Source organism: Paenibacillus sp. SRL342 (genome assembly GCF_984798905.1).
Map to the genome: position 1 here is coordinate 2740273 of NZ_OZ481790.1, position 25173 is coordinate 2765445.

Annotated in this window: 24 protein-coding genes; 21 read left to right on the forward strand and 3 right to left on the reverse strand. The window is 46.2% G+C overall.

From position 1 onward, the window contains the following. The first annotated feature begins 80 nt into the window (after positions 1–80). The 10 genes from AC4E8D_RS12740 (at position 81) to AC4E8D_RS12785 (ending at position 12155) form a co-directional block, all read left to right on the forward strand. A complete protein-coding gene (locus tag AC4E8D_RS12740; protein WP_490206280.1) occupies positions 81–1028 on the forward strand; it encodes a DMT family transporter in 948 nt (315 codons plus the stop codon). Positions 1029–1215: 187 nt separating this feature from the next. Beyond that, positions 1216–2247: a LacI family DNA-binding transcriptional regulator gene (locus AC4E8D_RS12745; RefSeq protein WP_490206281.1), complete on the forward strand. Its 1032-nt coding sequence runs from the start codon at positions 1216–1218 to the stop codon at positions 2245–2247. Positions 2248–2494: 247 nt separating this feature from the next. Beyond that, complete coding sequence (locus tag AC4E8D_RS12750) at positions 2495–5044, forward strand: beta-mannosidase (RefSeq protein WP_490206282.1); 2550 nt, start codon at positions 2495–2497, stop codon at positions 5042–5044. A gap of 161 nt (positions 5045–5205) precedes the next feature. Further along, positions 5206–5718 (forward strand): hypothetical protein, encoded by a 513-nt coding sequence (locus tag AC4E8D_RS12755; RefSeq protein WP_339307993.1) that lies wholly within the window; start codon positions 5206–5208, stop codon positions 5716–5718. Positions 5719–5795: 77 nt separating this feature from the next. Next, positions 5796–6500 (forward strand): response regulator transcription factor, encoded by a 705-nt coding sequence (locus AC4E8D_RS12760; protein WP_017688950.1) that lies wholly within the window; start codon positions 5796–5798, stop codon positions 6498–6500. After that, positions 6497–7537 carry a sensor histidine kinase gene (locus AC4E8D_RS12765; RefSeq protein ID WP_405132090.1) on the forward strand — a complete coding sequence of 347 codons (1041 nt, stop codon included), beginning with the start codon at positions 6497–6499 and terminating at the stop codon, positions 7535–7537. Before AC4E8D_RS12760 ends, AC4E8D_RS12765 begins: the two co-directional genes overlap by 4 nt. 34 nt (positions 7538–7571) lie before the next feature. Next, entirely contained in the window at positions 7572–8297 is a 726-nt protein-coding gene (locus AC4E8D_RS12770) for a cytochrome c biogenesis CcdA family protein (protein ID WP_339185385.1), read from the forward strand. An 18-nt stretch (positions 8298–8315) separates the two neighbouring features. Beyond that, positions 8316–8897: a redoxin family protein gene (locus AC4E8D_RS12775; protein WP_449004401.1), complete on the forward strand. Its 582-nt coding sequence runs from the start codon at positions 8316–8318 to the stop codon at positions 8895–8897. 16 nt (positions 8898–8913) lie between these two features. Then, positions 8914–10008, forward strand: coding sequence for a peptide-methionine (R)-S-oxide reductase MsrB (gene msrB, locus AC4E8D_RS12780; protein WP_405132092.1), 1095 nt, complete (start codon positions 8914–8916; stop codon positions 10006–10008). Positions 10009–10244: 236 nt separating this feature from the next. Continuing rightward, positions 10245–12155 (forward strand): AraC family transcriptional regulator, encoded by a 1911-nt coding sequence (locus tag AC4E8D_RS12785; RefSeq protein ID WP_490206283.1) that lies wholly within the window; start codon positions 10245–10247, stop codon positions 12153–12155. Between the two features lie 132 nt (positions 12156–12287). Here AC4E8D_RS12785 and AC4E8D_RS12790 read toward each other — a convergent pair whose 3' ends face one another. Beyond that, on the reverse strand, positions 12288–12959 hold the full coding sequence (locus AC4E8D_RS12790; protein WP_490206284.1) for a hypothetical protein: 672 nt from the start codon (positions 12957–12959) through the stop codon (positions 12288–12290). Between the two features lie 43 nt (positions 12960–13002). After that, positions 13003–13524 carry a zinc metalloprotease gene (locus AC4E8D_RS12795; RefSeq protein ID WP_237175823.1) on the reverse strand — a complete coding sequence of 174 codons (522 nt, stop codon included), beginning with the start codon at positions 13522–13524 and terminating at the stop codon, positions 13003–13005. A 228-nt stretch (positions 13525–13752) separates the two neighbouring features. Here AC4E8D_RS12795 and AC4E8D_RS12800 point away from each other — a divergent pair, with 228 nt between their 5' ends. The 5 genes from AC4E8D_RS12800 to AC4E8D_RS12820 all read left to right on the forward strand — a co-directional run bounded on the left by AC4E8D_RS12800 (position 13753) and on the right by AC4E8D_RS12820 (position 17782). After that, positions 13753–14430, forward strand: coding sequence for an SOS response-associated peptidase (locus AC4E8D_RS12800; protein WP_036608866.1), 678 nt, complete (start codon positions 13753–13755; stop codon positions 14428–14430). A gap of 188 nt (positions 14431–14618) precedes the next feature. Continuing rightward, positions 14619–15749 (forward strand): NADH-dependent flavin oxidoreductase, encoded by a 1131-nt coding sequence (locus tag AC4E8D_RS12805; protein ID WP_221825020.1) that lies wholly within the window; start codon positions 14619–14621, stop codon positions 15747–15749. A 137-nt stretch (positions 15750–15886) separates the two neighbouring features. Next, positions 15887–16654, forward strand: coding sequence for a DeoR/GlpR family DNA-binding transcription regulator (locus AC4E8D_RS12810; protein ID WP_237175822.1), 768 nt, complete (start codon positions 15887–15889; stop codon positions 16652–16654). A gap of 20 nt (positions 16655–16674) precedes the next feature. Continuing rightward, on the forward strand, positions 16675–17133 hold the full coding sequence (locus AC4E8D_RS12815) for an OsmC family protein (RefSeq protein WP_490206285.1): 459 nt from the start codon (positions 16675–16677) through the stop codon (positions 17131–17133). 58 nt (positions 17134–17191) lie between these two features. Beyond that, entirely contained in the window at positions 17192–17782 is a 591-nt protein-coding gene (locus tag AC4E8D_RS12820; RefSeq protein WP_076327803.1) for a DUF2062 domain-containing protein, read from the forward strand. Here the strand turns inward: AC4E8D_RS12820 and AC4E8D_RS12825 are convergent. After that, positions 17760–18689, reverse strand: coding sequence for an AEC family transporter (locus AC4E8D_RS12825; RefSeq protein ID WP_047842630.1), 930 nt, complete (start codon positions 18687–18689; stop codon positions 17760–17762). The two genes, AC4E8D_RS12820 and AC4E8D_RS12825, sit on opposite strands and share 23 nt — an antisense overlap. 214 nt (positions 18690–18903) lie before the next feature. On the opposite strand from AC4E8D_RS12825, the gene AC4E8D_RS12830 reads away from it, so the two are divergent. The 6 genes from AC4E8D_RS12830 to AC4E8D_RS12855 all read left to right on the forward strand — a co-directional run bounded on the left by AC4E8D_RS12830 (position 18904) and on the right by AC4E8D_RS12855 (position 25016). After that, positions 18904–19986, forward strand: coding sequence for a lactonase family protein (locus AC4E8D_RS12830; RefSeq protein WP_490206286.1), 1083 nt, complete (start codon positions 18904–18906; stop codon positions 19984–19986). Positions 19987–20368: 382 nt separating this feature from the next. Then, positions 20369–21001, forward strand: a complete 633-nt coding sequence (gene hxlA / locus AC4E8D_RS12835) for a 3-hexulose-6-phosphate synthase (protein ID WP_036670570.1) — start codon at positions 20369–20371, stop codon at positions 20999–21001. A gap of 4 nt (positions 21002–21005) precedes the next feature. Beyond that, a complete protein-coding gene (gene hxlB / locus AC4E8D_RS12840; protein ID WP_221825015.1) occupies positions 21006–21569 on the forward strand; it encodes a 6-phospho-3-hexuloisomerase in 564 nt (187 codons plus the stop codon). Between the two features lie 266 nt (positions 21570–21835). Beyond that, positions 21836–22195: a winged helix-turn-helix transcriptional regulator gene (locus AC4E8D_RS12845; RefSeq protein WP_062833989.1), complete on the forward strand. Its 360-nt coding sequence runs from the start codon at positions 21836–21838 to the stop codon at positions 22193–22195. 391 nt (positions 22196–22586) lie between these two features. After that, the gene (gene pepF / locus AC4E8D_RS12850) at positions 22587–24389 is read left to right on the forward strand and encodes an oligoendopeptidase F (RefSeq protein WP_221825014.1); all 1803 of its coding nucleotides are present in this window, start codon (positions 22587–22589) and stop codon (positions 24387–24389) included. 111 nt (positions 24390–24500) lie between these two features. Beyond that, positions 24501–25016: a DUF2500 domain-containing protein gene (locus tag AC4E8D_RS12855; protein ID WP_256704335.1), complete on the forward strand. Its 516-nt coding sequence runs from the start codon at positions 24501–24503 to the stop codon at positions 25014–25016. Positions 25017–25173 lie beyond the last annotated feature (157 nt).

Genomic DNA, 25173 nt, shown 5'->3' on the forward strand with positions numbered 1-25173 from the left:
ATCGTTTATACTTGCCAAGGCGAGTTACTTTGACGCACGATCACACAGATCAGAATACATAGAATGAAGGTTGAAGCAAGATGAATGGTGTACAGGTTAATCAAGGTCAGGCAACAAGAAGAGCGGACATACAGATGCTGCTCGCAACGGTCATATGGGGATCATCCTATCTGTTTATGAAATCGGGCCTGGAGTCCATGCAAGAATTGAATCTGGTCGCATTTCGTTTTGGAATTGCCTTTATTGCCGCAGGACTTCTTTTTCATCGGCGGTTGTTTAAGATGGATCGCAGAACACTTGTGGCAGGAGCGATTATGGGGACAGCTTTATTCGCTGCATTTGTATTCATCACCTATGGTGTGCAACGAACAACGACATCGCAGGCGGGATTCCTGATAAGTTTGGCCGTTATTTTTGTACCGATCCTAACGACCATCCAGCATCGTCGTATGCCAGACAAACGATTGACGCTCAGTATCCTGGTTGCAGTTACCGGGCTTGGCTTGTTGACGCTTCAACATGAGCTTAGTCTGCACACGGGAGATATTCTCTGCATACTAGCAGCACTTGTGTATGCCATCTATATCATGATTGCTGGCAAGTTCACACCGAAGCATGATCCATTAACATTAGGGACAGTTCAATTGGGTGTTGCGGCGGTGTGGGGAATTGCAGCTACATTTATGCTGGAGACGCCACGTATGCCCGATACGGCTGAATCCTGGGCAGCCATTCTCGGGTTAGGTGTTTTGTGTAGTGGCTTGGGGTATATTCTGCAGACACTCGCGCAGCGTCATGCCTCTCCTACAAGAACAAGTCTGATTTTTTCACTCGAACCACTATTTGCAGCAGCCTTTGCATTTATCTTTCAAGGAGAGTCGCTAACGTTGCAAGGGTATGCAGGAGCAGCTTTGATGTTGGTCGGTGTTCTGATCACAGAGATCAAACTTCCACAGCCTATCTTCTGGCGCAGAAAACGCCCGGTTTTACAGTCGGAACTCGGCGATCAGGGAGCACCAAGTGTATAATTGGAGACAAAGGGTCCTTTCGTCATCTTCTATGAAGGTGGGGAGAGGGCCTTTTTTGGTTATGTCGTACACCTTGTGAAACAGATAAACATCTACCTAACAAAAACAAAATAACATAACCTTGTTTTGTTGATTTTTATTTTTTATGCTACACTGAATGGAAAATTAGGAAAAACGGGTGAGTAGGATGGCCAAAAGAGTAACGATGCAGCAAATTGCGGATGCTGCGGGGGTGTCCAAATTCGCAGTCTCCCGTGCGCTGACGGGCAAGCCTGGTGTGAGTGAGCATACACGCGAGATGATTGTCAGAACAGCGGGGCAGCTCGGGTATTTCAGAACTGAGCCTAAGCGTTATCCGGGCGAGACACAGATATCAACGGAGATGAAGCCAGAAGCGGAGCGACAAGGCACGATATTGATTTTGTTTCCCAACATTCGTTCTCAGAATCGATCTTCCTTATACTGGGGTCCAGTGTTTGATGGCATTTCTGAGAGGCTGAATGAGAAGGGAATGGATATTCTAACGCTGACAGAACCCTCTTCAGATCGGATGTTCTCGGTCCTTAATCCCGACGCAATCAGCGGAGTCATTACCGTGGGCACCATCTCGACATCGGTATTGCTGGAGATTTACAGGCTGCGTATTCCGCTTGTCATGGTGGATCATGAAGACCCTGCCATATACGCTGACTCGGTTTTTACGGACAATATGAAATGTATGAAAGAACTGGTTCTGATGCTCGTTGGAAAAGGGTATAGAAAGTTCAAGTTTGCCGGGCAACTGCCCGATGCGGCAAGTTTTAGAGAACGCTGGCTTGGATATCGTACGGTGCTGGAAGAGAAGCAGTTGGAGGGGGAACAGCAAGAAGGGTTGCTGGGACCAGAGTATGATGAGATCCGGAGATCCATTGCTGGAATGGAGCTGGAGGATATCCCTGAAGTATTCGTGTGTGCAAATGACCATACAGCTGTCATTGTCATTCAGGCACTCCAAAGTCGAGGCATTCAGGTGCCTGAACGCTGTGCTGTAACCGGATTTGACAATACGCAGATGGATGAACCCATTCTTGCTTCGGTACATATTAACAAAGAGAATCTGGGAACAAGAGCAGTAGATCAGCTGTTGTGGCGGATCAAACATCTGGATGAACCTTATGAACGCAAGCTGATCTATTCGGAATTAATTATTCGTGATGAATATAACGCCAGTATAGAGTAATGTGATATAAAGTTGATGAACTATTCTAACAATGAACATACGTGTAGATGAAATCAGGTGAAAGACATGGAGAGGTTGGAGCTTCATGTCTTTTTGTTATGCAGAAACCATTTAACAAATTAAATTACAAAACAGATTGACTATAAGAAGTGAATCGTGTTAATTTTGTTTTGTAAGTTATTCGTTTTTATAATAACAAAACCTAACAAAATAATATTTACCAACTCTAACAACAATGGAGGCTGTCATGAGCACAATACAATCACATGTTTTTCAGAATTGGACGTTTAAGGCTTGCGAAGATCAAGAGTGGATGCCGGCTCAGGTGCCCGGCTGTGTGCATACAGATTTGCTGAAGCTGGGCAAGATTCCAGATCCTTTTTATGGAACAAACGAGAAGGAAGTACAATGGATTGATAAGATAGATTGGGAATATCAGACCGAATTTGACGTTGCCGAAGCGTTGTTCTCCCAGGAACATCTGGAACTGGTGTTTGATGGTCTGGATACATATGCGGATGTGTATGTGAATGAGGTGCATGTGTTATCAGCAGATAATATGTTCCGGGTGTGGAAGGCAGATGTAAAGGCTGTATTGAAGGGGAAAGGCAACATTCTCCGAATACGTTTTCGGTCACCAATTCAGGAAGATCTGCCTAAGCTGGAGAAGCTCGGATATGCATTACCGGCATCGAATGATCAGTCCGATGTTGGTGGACTTGGCGACAAGAGAGTAAGTATTTTTGCCCGTAAAGCCCCGTATCACTATGGTTGGGACTGGGGTCCGCGATTTGTAACCAGTGGGATCTGGCGTGAAGCACGTCTTGAAGGTTGGACACAGGTACGAATCAATGATGTGTATATCCAGCAAAATAAAGTAAGCGCTACCTCAGCTTCATTAACTGCTGTTGTGGAAGTCGAGACATCACAAGCGGTAGATACGATTATTCGTATCGGCGCAGATGGACAGAGATGGGAAAAATCCGTATCGCTACAACCCGGAACTCAGACTGTGGAGATTCCAATCTCCATGGATGAACCGAAACTGTGGTGGAGCCGTGGGCTTGGTGATCCGCATATGTACACTTTCCTTACCGAAGTGCTTCAAGGTGAAAGAGCTGTGGCTGAATCTACAGTGAAGACTGGGCTTCGTTCCATTCGGCTGGTACGTGACAAAGATGAAGCAGGAGCATCCTTTTACTTTGAACTGAATGGTGTTGCGGTCTTTGCCAAAGGGGCCAACCACATTCCGAATGATAGCTTCATCACTGAAATTACTAATGAACGTTATCGTCATGAGATCGTATCCGCAGCCGAATCCAATATGAATATGTTGCGTGTGTGGGGTGGCGGAATCTATGAGCAGGATGTGTTCTACGAACTGTGTGATGAATACGGAATCCTGGTATGGCAAGACTTTATGTTTGCATGCAGTATGTATCCAGGAGATGAAGCGTTCCTGAACAGTGTGAGACATGAAGCTATTGATAATGTGAAACGTCTGCGCAATCATCCAAGTATTGCACTCTGGTGTGGGAACAACGAGATTGATTCGGCGTGGGCTCACTATGTTGAGAATGGTGGCTGGGGTTGGAAAAAGGAATTTACTGCCGAGCAGCGTGAAAGCATCTGGGCCGATTACGAAGCCATCTTCCATGATCTGCTGCCAGAAGTGGTTGAAGCGTATGCTCCAGGTGTGGATTACTGGCCTTCTTCACCACTTGTATCCCTGACAGGGGATGAGACGCAGCATGCGCACCCGTCCACAGCCGAAGGGGATATCCACTACTGGGGCGTGTGGCACAATGTAGAACCATTCGAGAACTATAACGTGCATGTGGGTCGTTTCATGAGTGAATACGGATTCCAGTCTTTCCCGGAGTACAAGTCAGTACGCACTTACGCGGAAGAAGAGGATCTTGCTCTGGAATCGGAAGTCATGCTTGCACATCAGAAGAATGGCGCTGGTAATCGTCTGATCAAACAGTACATGGATATGTACATGCATGAATCGAAGGACTTCCCATCGTTCCTGTATATGAGCCAGGTGCTTCAGGCCGAAGCGATGAAGACAGCGATCGAGGCACACCGTCGCCGCAAACCATTCTGCATGGGCACACTTTACTGGCAAATGAATGATTGCTGGCCGGTGGCTTCATGGGCAGGTATGGACTACCTTGGTCGCTGGAAAGCATTGCAATATTATGCGAAACGCAGCTTCAGCGATGTGTTGGTATCGGTAGATGGAACAAAAGAAGATACAACAGATATATATATCATTTCGGATCAATTACAACCTGTAATAGGGCAGTTACAGATTCGTTTGCTCGGGTTCGATGGAACGGTGCATCGTAATGAAACACATGACGTGACCTTGGCATCTAATACAGGAGATCAAGTGCTGTCATTACGTAACGCGGAGTGGCTTGAAGGTCATGATACAGCTAACACGCTGCTGCGCCTGGATCTGAAACAGGAAGGTGCGGCGAATATTGTACAGGAACACTATTTTGTACCGTCCAAAGACCTTGCTCTGCAGCCTGCAAACATCAATGTAAGCGGGGGAGCGGATGAGAACGGCGTTCATCTGGTACTGGAAAGTGATGTGCTTGCTAAACAGGTATGGCTATCTTCGGATGTGGAGGGTGTCTTCTCAGATAACTTCTTCGACTTGATTCCTGGCATTCCGGTGAAGGTGCACTTTACGTCCAGAGAGGGAATGCAGTCTAATGATGTGATATCAAATCCGGGACCGATCGAGGTTCGATCCATGATTGATTTTATTCGTTTGACCTAGAAGACACGGTTGGAGTCTCTCGTAAGAGAGATTTCAACCGTTTTTTTATCCTGACCCCATTTATATATCGTAATGGTTTCGTAATACTTCGCTTAGAGAATCGTAAGCTGTCTTGCTTATTGTAATCCATGTAAGAAATAAACCAATGGAGAGTGATAAGAATGATGAAAACAAATAAGAGCAAAAAAGTGATGGTAGCAGTGGTATTGATGATGTCTATGGCCTTTTCTGGATTGGCAAGTGCTGCAGATATGAAAACGATTAAAAAGGATGGCATGGAGCTTGTTCAATTGAGACAGGCAGCCAAAATGTATGATTACAGCATTATGTGGGACAGCAAGGATAGATCTGTAACTCTGATGTATATGGGCAAAATGGACGACATGATGATGAAAGACGACAACATGATGGAAGATGACATGAAGATGAAAGACGACAAGATGATGAAAGACGACATGATGATGAAAGATGACAACATGATGAAAGATGACATGATGGAAGAAACGATGATGCCTGCGGGGAAAACGATTAAATTGTGGATTGGATCGAAAAAAATCATGGTAGACGGTATGCAAGTTAACTTGAAATCGATGCCTGTCATCCATGAAGGGAATTCGTATGCGGCTGAGTCTGTAATTAAACAATACATGATGCCAGCCATGGGAATGAAGTAATTTAAGGGCTAAGCATCGCCATCACCATATGATATGATTGGCTCAAATGTATTTTCTGGAATATGGGGTGGGTTCGTTTGAATGAATGTGTACTGGTTGCTGATGATGATACCAATATTACGGACGTTTGTCGCAGGTATCTGGAACGGGAAGGTTATCTTGTCGTGACGGCCAAGGACGGTTTGGAGGCTATTGAGCTGTGGCACAGTCAAACACCAAGCTTGATTGTGCTCGACCTGATGATGCCACATAAGAATGGCTGGGAAGTTTGCAACGAGATTCGGCAAACTGAGGATGTGCCCATTGTAATGCTGACGGCCCGTGGTGAGGAACAGGACCGTCTGATGGGACTGACGATGGGGGCGGATGATTATCTGACCAAACCATTCAGTCCGAGAGAACTTGTTTTGCGTGTGAAGGCAATCCTGCGGAGAATGCGAATTGCACAGGCATCACCTGTAACAACATCTGAATATACGATCAATTATGAAGGGCTTACCATTGATTTTACCAAGCGTGAAGTGCACATCAGCGGGCAGGCCATTGAATTGACCGTTACAGAGTTTGAGATGTTGTATTTGCTGGCAAGTCACCCGGGTCAGGTGTTCTCCCGTAACCAGATGTTAAGCAAGATTTGGGATTTTAGCTACGAGGGAGATACAACAACGGTGACTGTACATGTTCGGAGATTACGAGAGAAGATCGAACAGAATCCTTCTGATCCAAAATATATTAAAACAGTTTGGGGCATAGGCTACAAGTTTGCGGGTGGTAGTTCATGAAACTTCGCACATACTTGGTATTGTCCAGTCTCACAGGCATTGGCGTATTATTAATTTGTTTGTTCATCAGTTATTCCAAAATGCTGCTTACGATCGAACAATTGTATTGGTTATCGGCTATAACGGCAGGGGTAGGCTTACTTTCGTTTATTCTTCAATATTTGCTGACTAAGCCATTAGAGAAATCAATTGCGCGAATTACACAGCAGACGATACGAATTGCCGAAGGGGATTTCCATACGGAAGTCCCTCTCATCGGTACGCAGGAATTTAGGCTCCTGGCACAGCAATTTAATGAAATGAGTTCCAAGCTGAAGGAAAGCTTTGATCATCTGCATCACTCAGAAACCGCGAGACGAGAGTTGATCGCCAATGTTTCCCATGATTTACGGACTCCCTTGGCATCCATTCAGTCCTTCGTTGAAGCGTTGGAGGATGATGTCATTAAGGATAAAGAAACCTTTCAACGTTACCTGAACACAATACGACTTGAAACAATGCGTTTGGGAGGGCTTATTCAAGACTTGTTCGAATTATCCAGCCTGGAAGCGCAAGGGGAGGTATTTGTGCCTCAACCTTGTCACGTCGATGAGTTGCTGCTCAGTACGTTGGAGAGTTTTTCGTTTCATCTCGCCGAGAAAACGCTGAATGTTGAAATCGATTTGCCCGATAAATTGCCAGCCGCGGTCATGATGCCTGCACAAATGAAGCGGGTCCTTTCCAATTTGCTGCAAAATGCCATTCAATACTCTCCTATTGAAGGAAAAATCATTCTGGCTGCCGAAGAGAAGGGGCCGTTTATACGAATTTCAGTTACGGATGAAGGGGAAGGCATTGAAGCGGAGGAAACTTCGCGTATATTTGAACGTTTTTATCGAATTGACAAATCACGTAGCAAGAGCAATGGTGGGGCCGGGCTTGGCCTTGCCATCGCTCAATCGATTGTGGAACTCCATGGTGGCGAGATCGGGGTTCAGAGTACAAAAGGAGAAGGAAGCTGCTTCTGGTTCACACTTCCGATCTACGTCAGTCGTTAACCTTGGTTAATCAAACGCAGTATTTATTCAGGTGGTGAATGACTTGACCAGTGATTTAGTATTCCTTTTCGGCGTTTTTGGTGCAGGATTGTTATCGTTTTTTGCGCCATGTATTCTGCCACTGATCCCGGTATACGTATCTTATCTGTCGGGAAGTATGGTCAACGCTACGAATCAGCAACAGCCTGACACCAATTCGGTTCGGTTGCGGTCTACACTTGTTTTGCGGACATTTTTATTTGTTCTTGGGCTGTCCCTGGTATTTGTTTTACTCGGTTTTGGTTCGGGCATCGTTGGTAATTTGATCACAAGTCCTGTGTTTATTGCCATCTGCGGAGCCATCGTGGTGCTTTTTGGGATTTATCAAACCGGGTTGATCCGGCTATCCTGGCTGGAACGGGAGAGAAAGCTGTCAAACAATCAAGCCAAACGGGGAGGGTATGTCGGAGCGTTCCTGTTGGGTCTGACGTTTAGTTTTGGCTGGACGCCTTGTATCGGGCCTGTGCTGGCGGCCATTCTTGGTATCGCCGCAGGAGAAGGCTCTCCACTGTATGGCGGGTTTCTCATGTTCCTGTATACCCTTGGGTTAGCGATTCCCTTTCTGATTCTGTCCGTTTTTTCGGAATATGTTATGAAGCGGATACGTCGTTTATACAGGTACATGGGTGTCATCAAAATAACTTCCGGCTGTATTCTTATTATCATGGGACTATTGTTAATGACAGACCGACTAAACAGTTTGGTGACCTGGTTTCAATAATCATTGGAGGAATTTGGTATGAAGATGGCACGGAAATGGATGGTATCTGTAATCGTATTTGCTGGAGTCCTGTTGATCTTGAGCGGATGTGGATCACAGCAAACTGAATCAAAACAAACGGGGTCATCATCAACCCCAGCATCAACATCCGATATGAGTTCGTCAACGATGATGAACAAGGGAGAGACGGCTCCTGAATTTTCATTGCTTGATCTGAAAGGAAACACGGTTGGACTTTCTGATGTTCAAGGCAAGAAAGTGTATGTGAAATACTGGGCTTCCTGGTGTTCCATCTGCCTTGCGGGTTTGGAAGACCTGAACAATCTAGCTGGTCAAGACAATGATTTTCAAGTCATTACGATTGTGACGCCAGACTACAAAGGGGAGAAATCCTCCCAAGCGTTTACCGAATGGTTTGACCAACAGCCGTATGATAACATAACTGTTCTTTTGGATGAGAAAGGTGTATGGGCCAAGGAATTTGGCGTAAGAGCGTATCCTAGTTCCTTTTATATTGGCTCTGATGGTATTTTAACGAAATCGCAGCCAGGGCATGCATCCAATGAACAGATCATGGAATCATTACAAGAGATTTTGTGAGAAGGGAGGAAGTGTCATGAAAAGGACGCTGCTCGGCTTGTGCCTCCTTGTTATAGCGATAGTTGTGTCTGCTTGTGGAAACAGGGCTGAGAGCCATTCAGCTTCATCTTCATCTTCGATATCCACTCAACCTGTCAAGGCATCGAGTGTCTCCGAGGAAAACCTGAGTAACTTGTACTTGGCAGGAGGCTGCTTCTGGGGTGTGGAGGCATATATGGCTCGTATTCCGGGGGTTCAGGATGTGACTTCCGGTTATGCCAACGGTGAAGGAGAGAATCCAACCTATGAGGAGGTTATTCGCGGGGACCGGGGGTTTGCGGAGACGGTTCATGTAAAATATGATCCGCAGCAAGTTTCTTTGCAGAAATTGCTTGAATCTTATTTTCGAGTTATTGATCCTACCAGCTTGAATAAGCAGGGCAATGATCGTGGCGTTCAGTATCGGACTGGCATATATTATACGTTGCCTGAAGATGCCAAAATCATTGAGCAGGCTGTAGCGGTAGAGCAAGAAAAATATGACCAACCCATTGTAACGGAAGTGATGCCTCTGCAGAATTATTATTTGGCGGAGGAGTACCATCAGGATTATTTGGAAAAAAATCCGAACGGATATTGTCACATTGATATGACTGTCCTGGATGACCTGGAGATTGGAATTGATCCGGCTCAATATCCACGTCCAACAGATGAACAATTAAAGGAACAATTAACAGACGAACAGTATGCGGTTACGGTAAACAATGATACGGAGCATGCGTTCAGTAACGAATACTGGGATAATGAGGAGCCCGGTCTGTATGTGGATATTGCAACGGGAGAGCCGTTATTCACCAGCCTGGATAAGTACGATTCCGGTTGCGGGTGGCCAAGTTTTACAAAACCGATTGTACCTGAGGTTGTTACCTATACAACGGATACGAGCTTTGGGATGGAGCGCACGGAGGTACGAAGCCGGGAAGGTGACATCCACCTCGGTCATGTGTTCGATGATGGTCCCGAAGATCGCGGCGGCAAACGTTACTGCATTAACAGTTCATCGATCCGGTTTATTCCGTTAGACAAGATGGAGGAAGAACGATACGGGTATTTATTGTCTTTTGTCGAGTAGAGAAGGGCAGCTGACTTTATCAAAAGATAATAAGGCCATAATTTTAGAACGGTTGAGATCTCTCTATGAGGGATTTCGACCGTTTTTTGTTCTGCGGCATCTAACAAAAACGGAGGTAGGCTTCTAAGATGGTTCCATCATTGTTATAATTGATAATCATTATCAATTATAGGTGGGTTTTTAGTCACAATGCCAAGGTATTGTGTGTGTTTGATCGCTCAGGAGAGGGAGTTTATATGGGAATTCAGAATGACATCAAGCTGTGGGATCAGGTACAGGTTCGCGTGCTTGATGTGCGTCTTATATCACTCGCAACACACGAGTTCATACGCAATTATGTGTTACCAACCAGTGCATTTGTGTATGTTCAAGGCAGGGGTCAGGTCTGGCTGGATGAAGAGGTATGGACTACAAGCCAGTTCTTGCTGCTGCATGGTGGAAAAGGAAGACGTCTGACACTTGAAGCGACAGGGGTTATGGAGGTACATCTGATTTTGTACAAATCAACCTTGCCCTCCAACGTGCTTGTGGAGTACCGAATGATGTTGAACCAGCGTAATCCGTTTGAAGAGTCCTGGGCGACAGTGCCGGATCATACACTTGAGCTACGTGAGCTTGTGCGGAATATACATGAATATTGGTCAGGGCAGGAGCGAGTGAGCAAAATTCAAGTCAAAGTGTATTTTTTTCAACTGGTACAGCTAGTTTTGTTACAGCGGAGTCGCATGTTTAACGAAGTTCAACAGCCTTCGCTTACCGATCAGGTTTTGCGATATATCAAAGCTCATTACCGGGAATCCATCTCACTTGATTCGCTTGCCCAGTCCTTGAGTTACAGTCCGCAATATGTATCACGCAAATTCAAGGAACAGACGGGATGTACACCGACAGAATATGTGATTCGGTTACGAATGGGTGAGGCAAGGAGTCTGCTTGCGTCCACAGAAGCTTCATTACAGGAGATTGCTGCGTATGTGGGTTATATGGACCCGTTTTATTTCAATCGCATATTCAAAAAAGAGACCGGTATCACACCGGGGCAATATCGGTTGAAGCAGCAGGAAAACTCGAAATCAGTTTCAAAAAGTACATTAAATGCAACAAATGAATCCATTGTAACAGGTGGGGATGAACGTTATCCTTTAATTGATGATGATAATCATTATCAATATAAGGGAGATGAGGAAATCAACATGTTTAACCATTTTAAATCAGCGATCATGTCGCTTGCGCTTGTACTCACATTGAGTGCTTGTGGAACAGCCCAGCAGGGGGCAGAAACATCCGAAGCTGCGGCTGAACCCGAACAACCGGCAGTCGTGGAAACCCAAATGGTAAATACGACCTTTGGTGAGGTAGAGATTCCTGCACATCCGGAGCGAGTTGCTGCCATAGATTATCTGGGAACGGTGCTTGCTCTTGGTGTCAAACCGATTGGTGGAGGCCAATTTCTAATGAACAGTCCTTATCTGGAAGGTCACTTGGATGGTCTTGAAACGATAGGGGATTCCGTTGAACAATTGATGGAGCTGGAACCTGATCTCATTATTACATTGAATCCGGACAAGGCCGCTTATGAGAAATACAGCAAGATTGCTCCAACCGTTTCGATCGCATCCATCACATTTCCGACACTGAAGGATGAAGTGAACTATTTCGGTAAAGTCCTTGGCAAAGAAGCGGAAGCAGAGAAGTGGCTGGCTGATTTTGATGAGGAGGTTGCCAAAATCAAACAGGAGGTGCAGAGCGTTGTTCCAGCTGATGCTACATTCTCCGTTATGCAGGAATATGATCGCCAAGTGTTCATTTTTGGCAATCAGTCGGGCCGAGGAGGACGTAACATCTATGAATTGCTTGGATTGCAAGCACCAAAGAACATTCCATCCGAGTTGATGCAGGGCGCTTATCATGAATTCTCCATAGAACTGCTCTCCAAATACGCTGGAGATTACATTGTGTTGACCAGCAACTCTCAACTGAAAGACCTTCAGGCAGATCCGATCTGGGGTTCATTGCCTGCAATCAAAAATGGAAAAGTGTACATATGGACGGAAGAGCAATCCTGGTTCCGTGATCCGATCGCCTTGTTGAAACAGACACAGGATCTGGCTGAATGGATTATTGGACTTAATACACCGTCTAAGTAAGGAACTTCAGAAAAACCGTGCCGCCCAGTTTGCTGAGCAGCACGGTTTTCATATTTTATGTAGGACTGAACAGTAGAGGGGATTAACTGCCTGTAGGGAGATGAAATAACAGTGTGATTACCGTATAAGAGTTTATTCGCTCTTTTGTTCGTTCTGAATTTCTTGCAGATCCTCCAGCTGGAGTGTAAGGTCATTCTCGGGGTTTGCACTCACAATGACTTCTGACTGTGATTGTTGCTGACCTGGCTGGTTCGACTTGGCGGCAGATTTGATCACGTAGAGACTTTGAACGGAGTTGAGCAGGCTGGCTGGGGTGTCTTCATACGTTTCCAGGAAGAGTACATAGTCTTTGGTAGGAACCAGCTTGAGGTTGTCATCATTAATAATCTCGGTGTTGCCTAGTTGTCCGCCAAGTTGCTTCACTTCAAGTTTTTCCCCGGCAGTGTAACCGCCCTTATAGGATTTAGCGACCTGAATCGTGTGGATCGTATAGATTTTGTCAAAGGAAGATGGCTCTCCGCCCGGATCGGACGCGGGGTTTAACTCGTTCTCATTTGCAGCATCAGTAACTTGTACGATATCGTTTAAAGCTTCCACACGAGTCTCAACAACACTGCCTTTCACAATGGTATTTGCTCTCTCGGACAGGTCGCCAATGCTGGCATAACTCGGGTAATCTTCAGAAGCAATAATGGTCATGGGTGCATCGGATGGGGACGCGGTAGGTGTAACAGAAGAACATCCAACAGCAGATAAAATGAAAATGGAAGAGAGAAGCAGTGTTAATACTCGATTTTTGTTCATGGACAGGAATCCTCCTTGGATTTTGGGATAAGTTCGTAGCGGATTAGTACTTGGATCTCACGTTATTGATATCAAAAGTTTGGGGTTGTGTCATGGAATTGCGGTTGCGGGAGTATGACATAATGGAAGGACTGCTTGTTGTCGGGTTGTCACCGAGCCAGATGGAGTGTCCGAGTTCGTGGACAAATACGCTTTGAATGAAGTTGGATAAGTTGGTTGCGTCAGGGGTGATTGTGGATGCATTGAGTTCGATGCGGAAGCTTACGACTTGACTGCCGGATACGGAGGCGTAGTTGACACCATATGCTGTATTATTGAAGTTTCCTGCGGTGATGGTGTTTGGGGAGTTACTTGTTTTGGTGAATTGAACTTTGGCACCTGCATTGTTCCAGTTGGTAAGGGAAGCGTCCATGGGATTCTGCCATGCGGCGGCGTAATTATACGTACGAATGGGAATGGTGGTGCTGGGGTAACCGTAGGTTAGAAAGGTTGCCGCATAGATGGTACTACCAAACATCGCAATCGCTGAGAACAACATGATGCTCATCAAAAACTTCCTTTTCATACTTAAAACCTCCAATAAATGTATTTTATTCTCTATTATAGTAACAAGTAATATTGGAGTTGAAATGAGTCCAAGGTCGTTGTTTTTGTCGTGAAAAACATGAAATATATCTTGATCCGACCCTAATGGTGTAAAAATAAGTCATTTTCTGTTCAATGTTCATGAATAATTTCCCTAAAATTACAAACAATACGTTCAACTTCTCATAGGGAAAGGTAGTGCTTGAACATGTGCAACCGTTTTTCATTGGCAGCCGATTTGGACGATGTCAGAGATCATTTCAAGATTCAGCGAGTGATGTATTATTACAAAAACCGATACAATATCAGCCCAACCCAGCATACGCCGATTATTTTGCATCAGGATGGTGAGCGTGTACTGGATGAGTTCCGGTGGGGGTTCATTCCATTCTGGGGTCGTGATGCCGTTAACGCAAATCTCATGACGGTGCATGAGAATCCTTCCTATTACAAACTGGTAGAGACCAAGCGCTGCGTCATTCCCTGCAATGGATTATATTACTGGCGGCAAGAGGGCAAAAAAAGTTATGCAGTTCGTGTTGTCATGCCAGATCGGGGTCTGTTCGGCATTGCCGGGTTATACGAGGTGTGGAGAGATACACGGAAAGAGCCGCTTCGTACCTGCACGATGCTTATGACAGGCGCAAACATGGTTACACGTGAATTTGGCAGTAAAATGCCGGCCATCCTCTCCGAAGAAGAAATCAACACCTGGCTTGACCCTGCCAATACACGGGTGACTCAGTTGTTACCGCTATTGAAATCGTATAACAGTACAGAGATGAATCTGTATCCAGTCACCCCAATGGTCGCCAACGATGAACACGATTGTTACGAATGCGTGGAAGAGATGGATCAGAAGCTGGCTTACGTTCGGAGTTTCTGAATATCCTTTGCATGATGTGAAGAAGATGAAGAGGGCTGAGAGTCTGGAGACACTCTGCCCTTTTTTTTCCTTTCAGAAAATGAAAAGTTGCAATTGCAATGAAACGTAACTATAATCATTACAGTAAGTGAACGCATATATTCATATATCTATTAAAAGAGATATTTATAATCAGGAGGGAAACACGAATGAATCCAAAGTTTAACCAGATGTTTGAACAAGTTTCACTGCCGACTGGTATTACACTGAAAAACCGTATCGTGCTCGCTCCCATGACTCATATGTCCTCGAATGCTGATGGTACGATATCCGACGCTGAACTTGCTTATTATGCACGTCGCACCGGTGGTGCTGGCATGTCAATTACGGCTGTAGGGCATGTAACAGAGCATGGCATTGGTTTCCCGGCTCAGTTTGGCGTTTATGATGATCGCTTCATTCCTGGTCTGAAGAAACTAGCTGACACCATGAAACAACAGGGCTCCGTAGCCGTATTGCAAATTTTCCATGCGGGCCGTCTTACGCCTGAACAAGCTGTACCTGCGGGTCAAGTAGTTGCTCCTAGTGCGGTTGCAAGTGAGCGTCCGGGATCTCCTGAACCAAGAGAGTTGACGGATGCCGAGATTACTTCGATTATCAAAGACTTTGGTGAAGCGACACGTCGTGCCATTGAAGCCGGATTTGATGGTGTTGAGATTCACGGTGCTAATGGTTATCTGATCCAGCAATTCTTCTCCCCGCATTCCAACCGGCGTGAAGATCGTTGGGGCGGAAGTGTAGAGAAACGTCTGACATTCCCACTTGCTGTAGTGGATGAGATTCAGAAAGTGGTTGCCGAACATACCAAACTGCCGTTCATCATTGGTTACCGTTTCTCTCCGGAAGAACCGGAAACACCGGGACTCACAATGGAAGATACGTATGCACTGGTGGATGCGCTGAAAGATAAAAACTTGGATTACCTGCACGTTTCCCTGAACGAATTCTGGTCCAAACCAAGACGTGGCGAAGCAGATACGCGTTCGAGAATGGAATTCATTCTGGATCGTGTGAACGGTAAACTGCCTGTTATTGGCGTAGGTTCAATTCATACGGCTGATCAGGCCGCTGAGGCGCTTCAAACGGGAGTACCTCTGCTTGCCATTGGACGTGAGCTGATTATTGAACCGGATTGGGTTGAGAAAATCGAGAGTGGACGGGAAGAAGATATTGAGACGATTCTGACCAAATCCGATCAGGAACGTCTGGTTATCCCTGACGGGTTGTGGAATGCAATCATCCACACACCAGGTTGGTTCCCTATGGCAGAAGATAAATAAAATACACTTCAGAACTGGAATGGAGGGGGCGAAAGCTCCCTCTTTTTGCACATGGTCCAAATTCTCCTTGTCATCGCTCTGTGGTATGATGGATGAACAGGATTAACTGGATAATCAACGGTTTGGAGTGAAGGAATATGCTCGTAGCTGAACGGTATGAGAAAATAGTGGAATGGGTGGATACGCAAGGCAGCATGCGTGTGACCGAACTTAGTGAGCGCTGCGGAGTGACAGAAGAGACGATTCGTCGTGATCTGGACAAGCTCGAACAGGCGGGCAGGCTCAGACGGTCCCATGGCGGGGCGGTCAGTGTAAAATACAAAGATGAGTTACAGTCGGAGATTCCGTATCCGGAACGGGCTATAGCCCATGCAGAAGAGAAACGCAGAATTGCAAGCGAAGCAGTGAAAATGGTGGAATCCGGCGACCGGATCGCCTTGGATGCAAGTACAACGGCGTGGTATATGGCGGCAGGATTGCCAAACATTCCACTGACGGTATTAACCAACTCGATTAAGGTTGCTGCAGAGCTGAGTAACAAGGAGCAGATTCGTGTGATTGCCACAGGTGGGCAATTGGCTTCGAAGTCACTGTCTTTTGTAGGACCGCTGGCGGAACGTTCGCTGGATGCCTACCATGTGGATAAAGTATTTCTGTCTTGCAAAGGGGTACATCTGACCAAAGGCATCAGTGAATCCAATGAATTACAGGCCTTGGTGAAGCAGAAAATGATCCATATTGCGGATGAGGTCATTCTACTAGCAGATTCCAGCAAATTTAACATACAGGCGTTTACCAGAGTTGCTGAGATGAGCAGTGTGGGCAAAGTGATTACAGATCAGGGTGTAGATGAAGAGCACGTTAGCGCATTGATCGAACAGAATATTACGTGTATACGTGTGTAAACAAGAAAGGAATGAATGTCATGAAACATCCTTTTCATCTGAAAGCGGTATGGAATGGTGGGCGTAACAGTGAGGGAACAATCGATGCAGGTGGATTAAAAACGGTCATATCGATTCCGCAGGAGATGGGCGGACCCGGTACGGGAACTAACCCAGACGAGATGCTGCTGGGTGCAGCCTCCACCTGTTACCTGATCACGCTGGCAGCGATGCTGGAGCGCTCGGATATTACACCGGATGAATTAACGCTTGAATCGGAAGCAACGGTAGATGTTACGAATAACGTATTTACGTACGAACGGATCGTACATAGACCCCGGATTGTACTCAGCCAGGATGCTTCAGAGGCGGATCTGATCAAGGCTGAGCGCTTGGCGCATAAGGCTGAATCCTCCTGTATGATCTCCCGAGCGGTGGCAGGTAATGTCCAGATGGAGACACAGCCGGTCATTGTTACTACAGGAGCTAACGCGGTGTGATATACTGAAGAATAGACGATTCAAGTTGTCATTTGTGTAAAATAAGGAGTAATTCAGTATGAACACACAGAAGCGCAAGACTAACCGCTGGGTACGTTTAACACGTGCTATGAAGCTGAATTTCCTCAAATTGTTACGTGCTCCCGGAGGTGCCCATAAAGTATCTACCGGATTTGCCATAGGGTTCGGACTGGAACTGATCGTGATCTCGACCGCTTCCCTGATCTATCTCGTATTTTATCCGATTGTGCGACTGTCTGGGGGTTCGGTGCCAGCAGCGATTGTTGGCAATGTGATCGGGAAACTTACGTTTTTACCTATTATTCTGATGCCACTCGCCAAACAAATTGGCTCATGGATATTGCCTGCTCACAGCATGGGACAGGGACTGGTACATGAGAGTGCATTCATGGAGCTGTTTCGCGGGAACTGGTCGGCCGTGAGTGAATTGTTGCTTGGTGGACTGGATATTCTGGCAGGCATGTCCGTGTTTGGTGTCATTCTGGGTGTGATTTCGTACTTTGTCGTGAAATTCTTCTACGTCAGAGCGCTCAACCGGCGTTATGAACGCCGGTTGGAGAAACGCCGACAAGCGGACATCGCTTCGGTATCACCTCCGGTATTAATCAGGAAGCCATCACAATCATAATGGGCAGCATCAACATGGATGCAGCGGTGGTCCACAGAATACAGCGGGATACAAACTGCGGAGAAGCATTGAACTGTTCAGCCAAAATAACGGCGTTCACTGCGGTTGGCATCGATGCGAGGATCAGCAGCACACTGAACAACGTACCTTCGACCTGAAGAGCGGTTAGTATCAGCCAGGACAGAATTGGCGCAGCTGCGAGACGGACCACAAGCCCGGTCCAGAAAGCTCGGCGTACATTGGGTAGCCAAGGCACCGTTGCACCTTTTGGTCTGAGCATCTGTGCTCCCAGAATGGCGAGAACGACAGGAGAGTAGCCCGCAGCCAGCATGGAGATCCCTCCATCCAGCGCTTCAGGGAGGCTCAGATTGGACGCTCGCAGTGCAATGGCGATGCCAGCAGCATAGATGGATGGCATGCGGAAAACGGATAGGATCGCATCTTTCACCGTGAATTCGGATCGCGCGGCAAAAAAGATACCTACCGTATTAACAATGATCATCTGTCCAATGACGTAGACGGAAGCCTTGTCGAGTCCAAGCTGACCAAAGGCAAGCAGTACAAGCGGGAGCCCGTAATTCACGCAGTTTGTAAACGTGGAGACGAGGGTGAGACCCGCTTTTTCGCTTGCACCCAGACGGAAAATCCGGCTTAAAAGCTCGGCGAGTGCCCACAGAGCAATCAGATTAATAATAGAGAACCAGAACGTGCTGGTGACGTCCGTCCAGGTAATCTCTGCATGCAGCAATGTATTGAAGATGAGCGCAGGGCTCAAAATATAAAGGGAAAAGGTCGAGAGCGACCGGGTATCCCAATTTTTAAAGCGTTTTAACAGAATACCTCCGATCACGGGAAGTGAGATCGGCAAGAACACATGGTATAACGTGAGTAAAAATGAGTGAAGCAATGCAATTCAGTCCCTTCTGGATGAAAAACCTATCTTATCATAGCAGAAGATGCACTTCATATGAATGGATTTCAGTATGATGATGTGTAGTAATCGCCTTGCTTAACTAAGGATTTCCCTGCTGGGCAGCGACAGCGGATTGCTATTTTGATATGGCAGATTTATTATAGAAGAGGTGCAACAAGATTACATACACATAGAGGAGGAAACTGTAATGAGTGAATCAAAACGCTTGCTCGTACTTGCTGGCTCTTACGCCGAAGCGGAAAATGAGGGCATTTATGCATATGAATTGAATGAGGATACAGGCAGCTTGTCCAAGCTTGACGGCATCGCGGGCGTGAAAAACCCAACGTTTGTCAACGTGGATGCTGAAGGAAACAAACTGTATGCGATTGGTGAAACAGCGTCAGCTGAAGGCAACAAAATGTCTGAAGCGGTAGCTCTGAGCATTGATCCTTCTACAGGAAAATTAACGTTGCTGAACCGGAATAACTCCATTTCAGCTCCACCATGTCATATCCAGCGTGATCCTTCTGGCAAATACTTGATTCTCTCCAGCTACCACGGCGGCCTGGTAGGTCTGCAAGCCTTGACGGATAACGGTGAAGTCGGAGCGCTTCTGGACGAGAAGAAACATGAAGGAAAAGGTGCGCATCCTGAACGTCAGGACAAGCCACATGTTCACTCCGCATTCTTCAGCCCGGATGGAAAATACATGATGGTGCAGGATCTGGGCGCGGATAACATCGCGATCTATTCCATTGATGCAGACAAAAATGAACTTGTGCTGCACAGTGAAACCAAAACACATCCGGGAGCAGGCCCACGTCACTTGGCGTTCCACCCGAATGGTCAATTCGCTTATGTGATCAACGAAGTGGATTCTTCCATTACTTCGTTCCAATATGATGCAGCAGCGGGCACGTTGACTGAATTGTCTACAGTATCTACACTGCCTGATGGATATGATGGCAAAGAAAATACAACAGCAGAAATCACGGTTTCCAATGATGGACGTTATGTATATGGTTCTAACCGTGGACATGACAGCATCGTTGTATTTGCAGTAGATGCAGACAAAGGTCACCTGACACTGGTTGAGCATGTATCTGCAGAAGGTGAGCACCCGCGTCACTTTGCGCTGACACCTAACGGCAAATTGCTGATTGCAGCTAACCGCGATACCAACAACCTCGTGACATTCACGGTAGATCAGGAGAGCGGACGTCTGAAATACACTGGTCACAGCACAGGTGTATCCAAGCCGGTATGCGTGAAACCTGTATATCTGTAAAATGATAAATTTCTAAACCAGCCCTGGCTGGATTGAAAATGATAAAGATAAAGATAAAGACCCTGCCATGTGGCGGGGTCTTTTATATTGCATATCTAATTGGAGGAGTAGGCTGCTGTTCTGCTGTAAGCAGGCGTATTGGAATAGAGAATTAATTCTATATTGGATTCATCTAACAACGAAAAGTTGTCAATAGTATCGCCCAAGTAACTACCCCACTTCAAAGTGCGTACTTCCTGAATGGATAGTCAGAGTCTACAATAAGTGAGTAGCCAAAACAAACACTGCATGCATCTGAACAGACAAATTGGTGCAGGCTAAATATCTGATTATTATTTGTACAGGAACGACTCATACTTGAACAACAAAGGAGAAATAAATGATGAAATTGCAATTGGCGCTTGACTTGGTAAATATCCCTGAAGGTATCGCACTGGTTAAAGAGGTTGAACAATATATTGATATCGTTGAGATTGGTACACCAATCGTTATTAATGAAGGTTTGCACGCGGTTAAAGCGATGAAAGAAGCATTCCCTAATCTGCAAGTTCTTGCAGACCTTAAAATCATGGATGCTGGTGGTTATGAAATCATGAAAGCAGCTGAGGCTGGTGCGGATCTGATCACTGTGCTTGGGGCAACCAATGACAGTACGATCAAAGGTGCAGTAGCAGAAGCGAAGAAACAAAACAAACAAGTTCTTGTGGACATGATCAACGTGCCTAACCTTGAACAACGTGCTCGTGAAATTGATGCGCTTGGCGTAGATTACATCTGTGTACACACAGGTTATGACCTGCAAGCTGAAGGACAAAGCCCGTTCGAAGATCTGCAAACGATCAAAGCAGCTGTGAAAAATGCTAAAACGGCAGTCGCTGGTGGAATCAAGCTGGAAACATTGCCAGAAGTCATCAAAGCACAACCGGATCTGGTTATTGTAGGTGGCGGTATCACAGGACAAGCAGACAAAGCGGCAGTTGCAGCTGAAATGCAACGTCTCGTTAAACAAGGGTAAGCGAATGACCAAAACACAATACGCAGCTGACATCTTGAAGGAGCTGGAACGCACGTTAAGTCAGATCGATGATGCAGAGATGCAAGCGATGGCTGAACATATTCTGGCTGCAGAACAGATTTTTGTAGCAGGAGCAGGACGGTCGGGACTTATGGGAAAGGCTTTTGCCATGAGACTGATGCAGATGGGGCTTCGTGTATATGTGGTGGGCGAGACCGTAACACCTGGGATCAGCTCGAAGGATTTCCTCTTGCTGTGCTCTGGCTCAGGAGAGACAGGCAGTCTGGCAGCCATGGCTCAGAAGGCCAGTCAAGCAGGTGCACCTGTAGGACTCATTACAATTAAGCCAGAGTCCACGATTGGGAAATTGGCGACTACGATAGTGCGCCTTCCGGCTTCAGCCAAAGAGGACACAGCAACTTCCGGAGCGGCAGTAACCATTCAGCCGATGGGCTCGTTGTTCGAACAAGGACTATTAATCGGCATGGATGCTCTCATCCTTACGATGATGGAAATGAAGGGTATGACCGGAGCGGATATGTTTGGCCGCCACGCGAACCTGGAATAGTGAATAGTTGAAGACTGGAATCCTTTGATTATGAAGGGTTCTGGTCTTTTCTGCGATACATAGTCATTCATCTGTGTAGGTTTTATCCGTGATTTTCAGTTAAACTTTGCATCCCGACCAGGCTGTAGTAGAATTACTAGATAGCTGTATCGAATGAATGTACTTATTACATCATGCATGGAGCGGAAAGCTTACCTCGTGTGAAGTGTCCCCGTGATATGTGTAACATACGCGATATAAGATTGAAGATGAGGGGGCTCGGAGCCATGGCAGCCGAAGTCAAGGAACGGATTAATCTGAAAGAAATCAACTGTGAGAAGGAATTGACCCTTGCGGTGATCGGTGGCAAATGGAAACTGATTATTTTGTGGCATTTGGGTCTGGAAGGCACCAAACGTTTCAGCGAGCTGAAACGCCTAATCCCTCATATTACCCAGAAGATGCTGACCAACCAGCTTCGTGAGCTGGAGGAAGACAAGCTGATTGAGCGCAAGGTGTATGCAGAGGTACCTCCTCGGGTGGAATATACGTTGACCGATCACGGTCAGAGCCTGATGCCCGTCCTGCACGCGATGTATAACTGGGGTAAAAATTACGGTGAAAATGTAATCTGGAAAGAAAGCTAAACAAGTTTCTAAGAAAGCTAAATAAGTATGTTCTATAATGAACCGCCGGGTAAATGGATACTTCCATCACCTGGCGTTTTTTTTAGTTACTTTTAAATTTTGGTCAGTGGATCAATAGTTTACTCCAAACGCAGCGGGCAGAAATAGACTTAAGAAGCGAAGCGTTCGCCTTTATCAACGGATTTTCACCTTTAAAAAAGTGAATCAAAAAATCCGGGGATAACAGCGATCGAAGGGCTATTCTGCCAGCGGAGTAATAAGGAGTAATCCATTTGTCTGCTCTACCATAAATCCATACCAAAAGTCTCATTTTAGGTCATGTCATGTATAGATGAGCGGAATATGATACGATGAGAGATATTGGAAAATGCAAGGAGGATGACAACTAAAGATGGAAAAAATACGTACACGCGCTGAGGTAAATCAGGAAACGACTTGGGATTTGAGAGACTTGTTTGTAACCGATGCAGAATGGGAGCAGGAGCTTCGATCACTTCCACTGGCTGCTGCCCAGATCGAAACGTTCAAAGGACGTCTGGGCGAAGGCGCTGAACAATTGCTGGCTTGTCTGGATGCGCGTGAAGCTTTGCAGGAGCGGATCGGCAAGACGGCTTCTTATGCCCGCTTGAAGCAGTCCGAGGACAGCACCAATCCGGTGAATATTGAGAATTCAGCTAAAGCAGGAGATATCCTATCAAATCTGTCGTCGTCCTTGTCTTTTGTCAATTCGGAGATCATTGATTTGCCGGAGGGAACCGTTGAACGTTACCTTGAAGAACTTCCGGGATTGGAGCCGTATGCACGCAGTTTGGAGCGTTTGATTCGAGAAAAAGCACATCGGCTTACGCCAGAGACCGAGAAGGTACTTGCCTCACTTGGAGAGGTACTGGATTCTCCATACCGTATCTATCTGCGCGGTAAACTGGCAGACATGACGTTTGACGATGCTCTTGATGGAGAGGATAATACTCGTCCACTGTCCTGGTCATTCTACGAAAATAATTATGAGATGTCATCTGATACAAAGCTACGCCGTTCTGCTTATGCTGCATTCAGCTCGACATTAAATGATTACAAAAATACGTTCGCAGAAGGTTATGCAACCGAAGTGAAGAAACAGGTTGTTTTATCCAGGCTACGTGGTTACGACGATGTTACAGATATGCTTCTCAGCCCACAGCAAGTGAGCAAAGAGATGTACAATAATGTGCTCGATATTATCCAGCAGGAACTCGCACCTCATATGCGCAGACTGGCGGCTCTTAAGAAACGTGAGCTGGGTCTGGACAAACTGATGTTTTGTGATCTGAAGGCGCCGCTTGATCCTGAATTTAGCCCTGCCATTACATATGATGAGGCGTGCACACTCATTCGAGAAGCACTTGATGTGCTTGGGCCGGAGTACGGCGAGATCGTAGAGCGAGCATTCCGTGATCGCTGGGTGGATTACGCAGATAATGCAGGCAAATCCACAGGGGCATTTTGCTCCTCCATATATGGTTCACACTCCTATATCTTAATTTCATGGGCAAACAATATGCGCGGAGCATTTACGCTTGCCCATGAAGTGGGGCATGCAGGCCACTTCATGCTTGCGGGACGTTACCAACGGCTCACGAATACACGGCCATCTCTTTATTTTATTGAGGCACCGTCGACCATGAATGAAATGCTGCTGGCAGACCATCTATTGAAGCGTTCCGATAATCCGAGAATGCGTCGCTGGGTCATTTTGCAATTGTTGAACACATATTACCATAACTTCGTTACACATCTGCTGGAAGGTGAATTACAGCGCAGGGTGTACGCACGCGCAACCAATGATGAGCCCATTACGGCAAAGACGTTGAGTCAGCTCAAGGGAGACATCCTTTCCGAATTCTGGGGACCTGATCTGGTAATTGATGAAGGGGCCAAGCTCACGTGGATGAGACAACCTCATTATTATATGGGACTATATCCATATACCTATGCGGCAGGCTTGACGGCTTCCACAGCGGCTGCACAGCAGATTCGTGAAGAAGGACAGCCTGCGGTAGATCGCTGGCTTGATGCACTCAAAGCTGGTGGAAGTCTCACGCCACAGGAGTTAATGAAGCTTGCGGGTGTGGATATGTCCGGACCTGAGCCGATTCGCTCTGCGGTTGCTTATGTCGGCAGTCTGGTCGACGAACTTGAACGTCTGTATTCCTGATCTGGTTCATATAGTATACGGACAAGGCAGAACGGGTTGTCTGCATGCACCGCCTTCCTTGCGTGGGGGGCGGTGCATCTTATTTTTGCAAGGGGAAAGGAACGATGATGAATGGCGTTAACAAGCGAGTCCTCATCGATGGGCCGATTAAGCGTAGACGGCTTTGGTGTGTTTGACGACATGAATGGAGTACCAGGTTTTGAAGGCAATCAGGGTGGTTTTTTTTCGGGATTTAGTGAGTTTGCTGCAATGAATGCATTTGCTTCGATTTTCATTGGCGCCATATTTCTCATCATTGCGGGAGTTATTGTTTTTGTTATTATTTCAGGCATACGCTCAGGGATGTCAAATAACGCGGCAGCCTTGTTAACCCTGCACTCAACGGTGGTGACCAAACGAACGGAAGTTTCAGGTGGCAGCGGGGATAGCCGTGCGACTACCCGGTATTATGTTACATTTGAATTCGACAATGGGGAGCGCACTGAACTAATTGTTGGCGGAAACCATTATGGCATGATGGTGGAAAATGATCGAGGGATGCTGACGTATCAGGGGACACGATTCAAGCATTTTGAGAGAGATGTACAGCCCCAGTCCGGGGTAAGCAAAGGTCAATTTTATACGTAAAAAAAGAAATGCGGCTCCTCCCAAGTGGGAGAGAGTCGTTTTTGGTATACCCAAAAGAAAGAAATACCGAAGGGTATTCAAACGCTTACAATGGTGATATACTCGTAAAATAAAGTAAAACAGTATTAAACAAAAACAAACAAACAATAAATACAGA

What these genes read in the sequence shown, in the direction of transcription:
- AC4E8D_RS12785 (WP_490206283.1), top strand. Translation starts at nt 10,245, where the DNA reads ATGGGAATTCAGAATGACATCAAGCTGTGGGATCAGGTACAGGTTCGC.
- AC4E8D_RS12855 (WP_256704335.1), top strand. Translation starts at nt 24,501, where the DNA reads ATGGCGTTAACAAGCGAGTCCTCATCGATGGGCCGATTAAGCGTAGAC.
- AC4E8D_RS12765 (WP_405132090.1), top strand. Translation starts at nt 6,497, where the DNA reads ATGAAACTTCGCACATACTTGGTATTGTCCAGTCTCACAGGCATTGGC.
- AC4E8D_RS12790 (WP_490206284.1), bottom strand. Translation starts at nt 12,959, where the DNA reads ATGAACAAAAATCGAGTATTAACACTGCTTCTCTCTTCCATTTTCATT.
- AC4E8D_RS12800 (WP_036608866.1), top strand. Translation starts at nt 13,753, where the DNA reads ATGTGCAACCGTTTTTCATTGGCAGCCGATTTGGACGATGTCAGAGAT.
- AC4E8D_RS12775 (WP_449004401.1), top strand. Translation starts at nt 8,316, where the DNA reads ATGAAGATGGCACGGAAATGGATGGTATCTGTAATCGTATTTGCTGGA.
- hxlB (WP_221825015.1), top strand. Translation starts at nt 21,006, where the DNA reads ATGACCAAAACACAATACGCAGCTGACATCTTGAAGGAGCTGGAACGC.
- msrB (WP_405132092.1), top strand. Translation starts at nt 8,914, where the DNA reads ATGAAAAGGACGCTGCTCGGCTTGTGCCTCCTTGTTATAGCGATAGTT.
- AC4E8D_RS12745 (WP_490206281.1), top strand. Translation starts at nt 1,216, where the DNA reads ATGGCCAAAAGAGTAACGATGCAGCAAATTGCGGATGCTGCGGGGGTG.
- AC4E8D_RS12845 (WP_062833989.1), top strand. Translation starts at nt 21,836, where the DNA reads ATGGCAGCCGAAGTCAAGGAACGGATTAATCTGAAAGAAATCAACTGT.
- pepF (WP_221825014.1), top strand. Translation starts at nt 22,587, where the DNA reads ATGGAAAAAATACGTACACGCGCTGAGGTAAATCAGGAAACGACTTGG.
- AC4E8D_RS12815 (WP_490206285.1), top strand. Translation starts at nt 16,675, where the DNA reads ATGAAACATCCTTTTCATCTGAAAGCGGTATGGAATGGTGGGCGTAAC.
- AC4E8D_RS12755 (WP_339307993.1), top strand. Translation starts at nt 5,206, where the DNA reads ATGATGAAAACAAATAAGAGCAAAAAAGTGATGGTAGCAGTGGTATTG.
- AC4E8D_RS12750 (WP_490206282.1), top strand. Translation starts at nt 2,495, where the DNA reads ATGAGCACAATACAATCACATGTTTTTCAGAATTGGACGTTTAAGGCT.
- AC4E8D_RS12830 (WP_490206286.1), top strand. Translation starts at nt 18,904, where the DNA reads ATGAGTGAATCAAAACGCTTGCTCGTACTTGCTGGCTCTTACGCCGAA.
- AC4E8D_RS12795 (WP_237175823.1), bottom strand. Translation starts at nt 13,524, where the DNA reads ATGAAAAGGAAGTTTTTGATGAGCATCATGTTGTTCTCAGCGATTGCG.
- AC4E8D_RS12820 (WP_076327803.1), top strand. Translation starts at nt 17,192, where the DNA reads ATGAACACACAGAAGCGCAAGACTAACCGCTGGGTACGTTTAACACGT.
- hxlA (WP_036670570.1), top strand. Translation starts at nt 20,369, where the DNA reads ATGAAATTGCAATTGGCGCTTGACTTGGTAAATATCCCTGAAGGTATC.
- AC4E8D_RS12740 (WP_490206280.1), top strand. Translation starts at nt 81, where the DNA reads ATGAATGGTGTACAGGTTAATCAAGGTCAGGCAACAAGAAGAGCGGAC.
- AC4E8D_RS12805 (WP_221825020.1), top strand. Translation starts at nt 14,619, where the DNA reads ATGAATCCAAAGTTTAACCAGATGTTTGAACAAGTTTCACTGCCGACT.
- AC4E8D_RS12810 (WP_237175822.1), top strand. Translation starts at nt 15,887, where the DNA reads ATGCTCGTAGCTGAACGGTATGAGAAAATAGTGGAATGGGTGGATACG.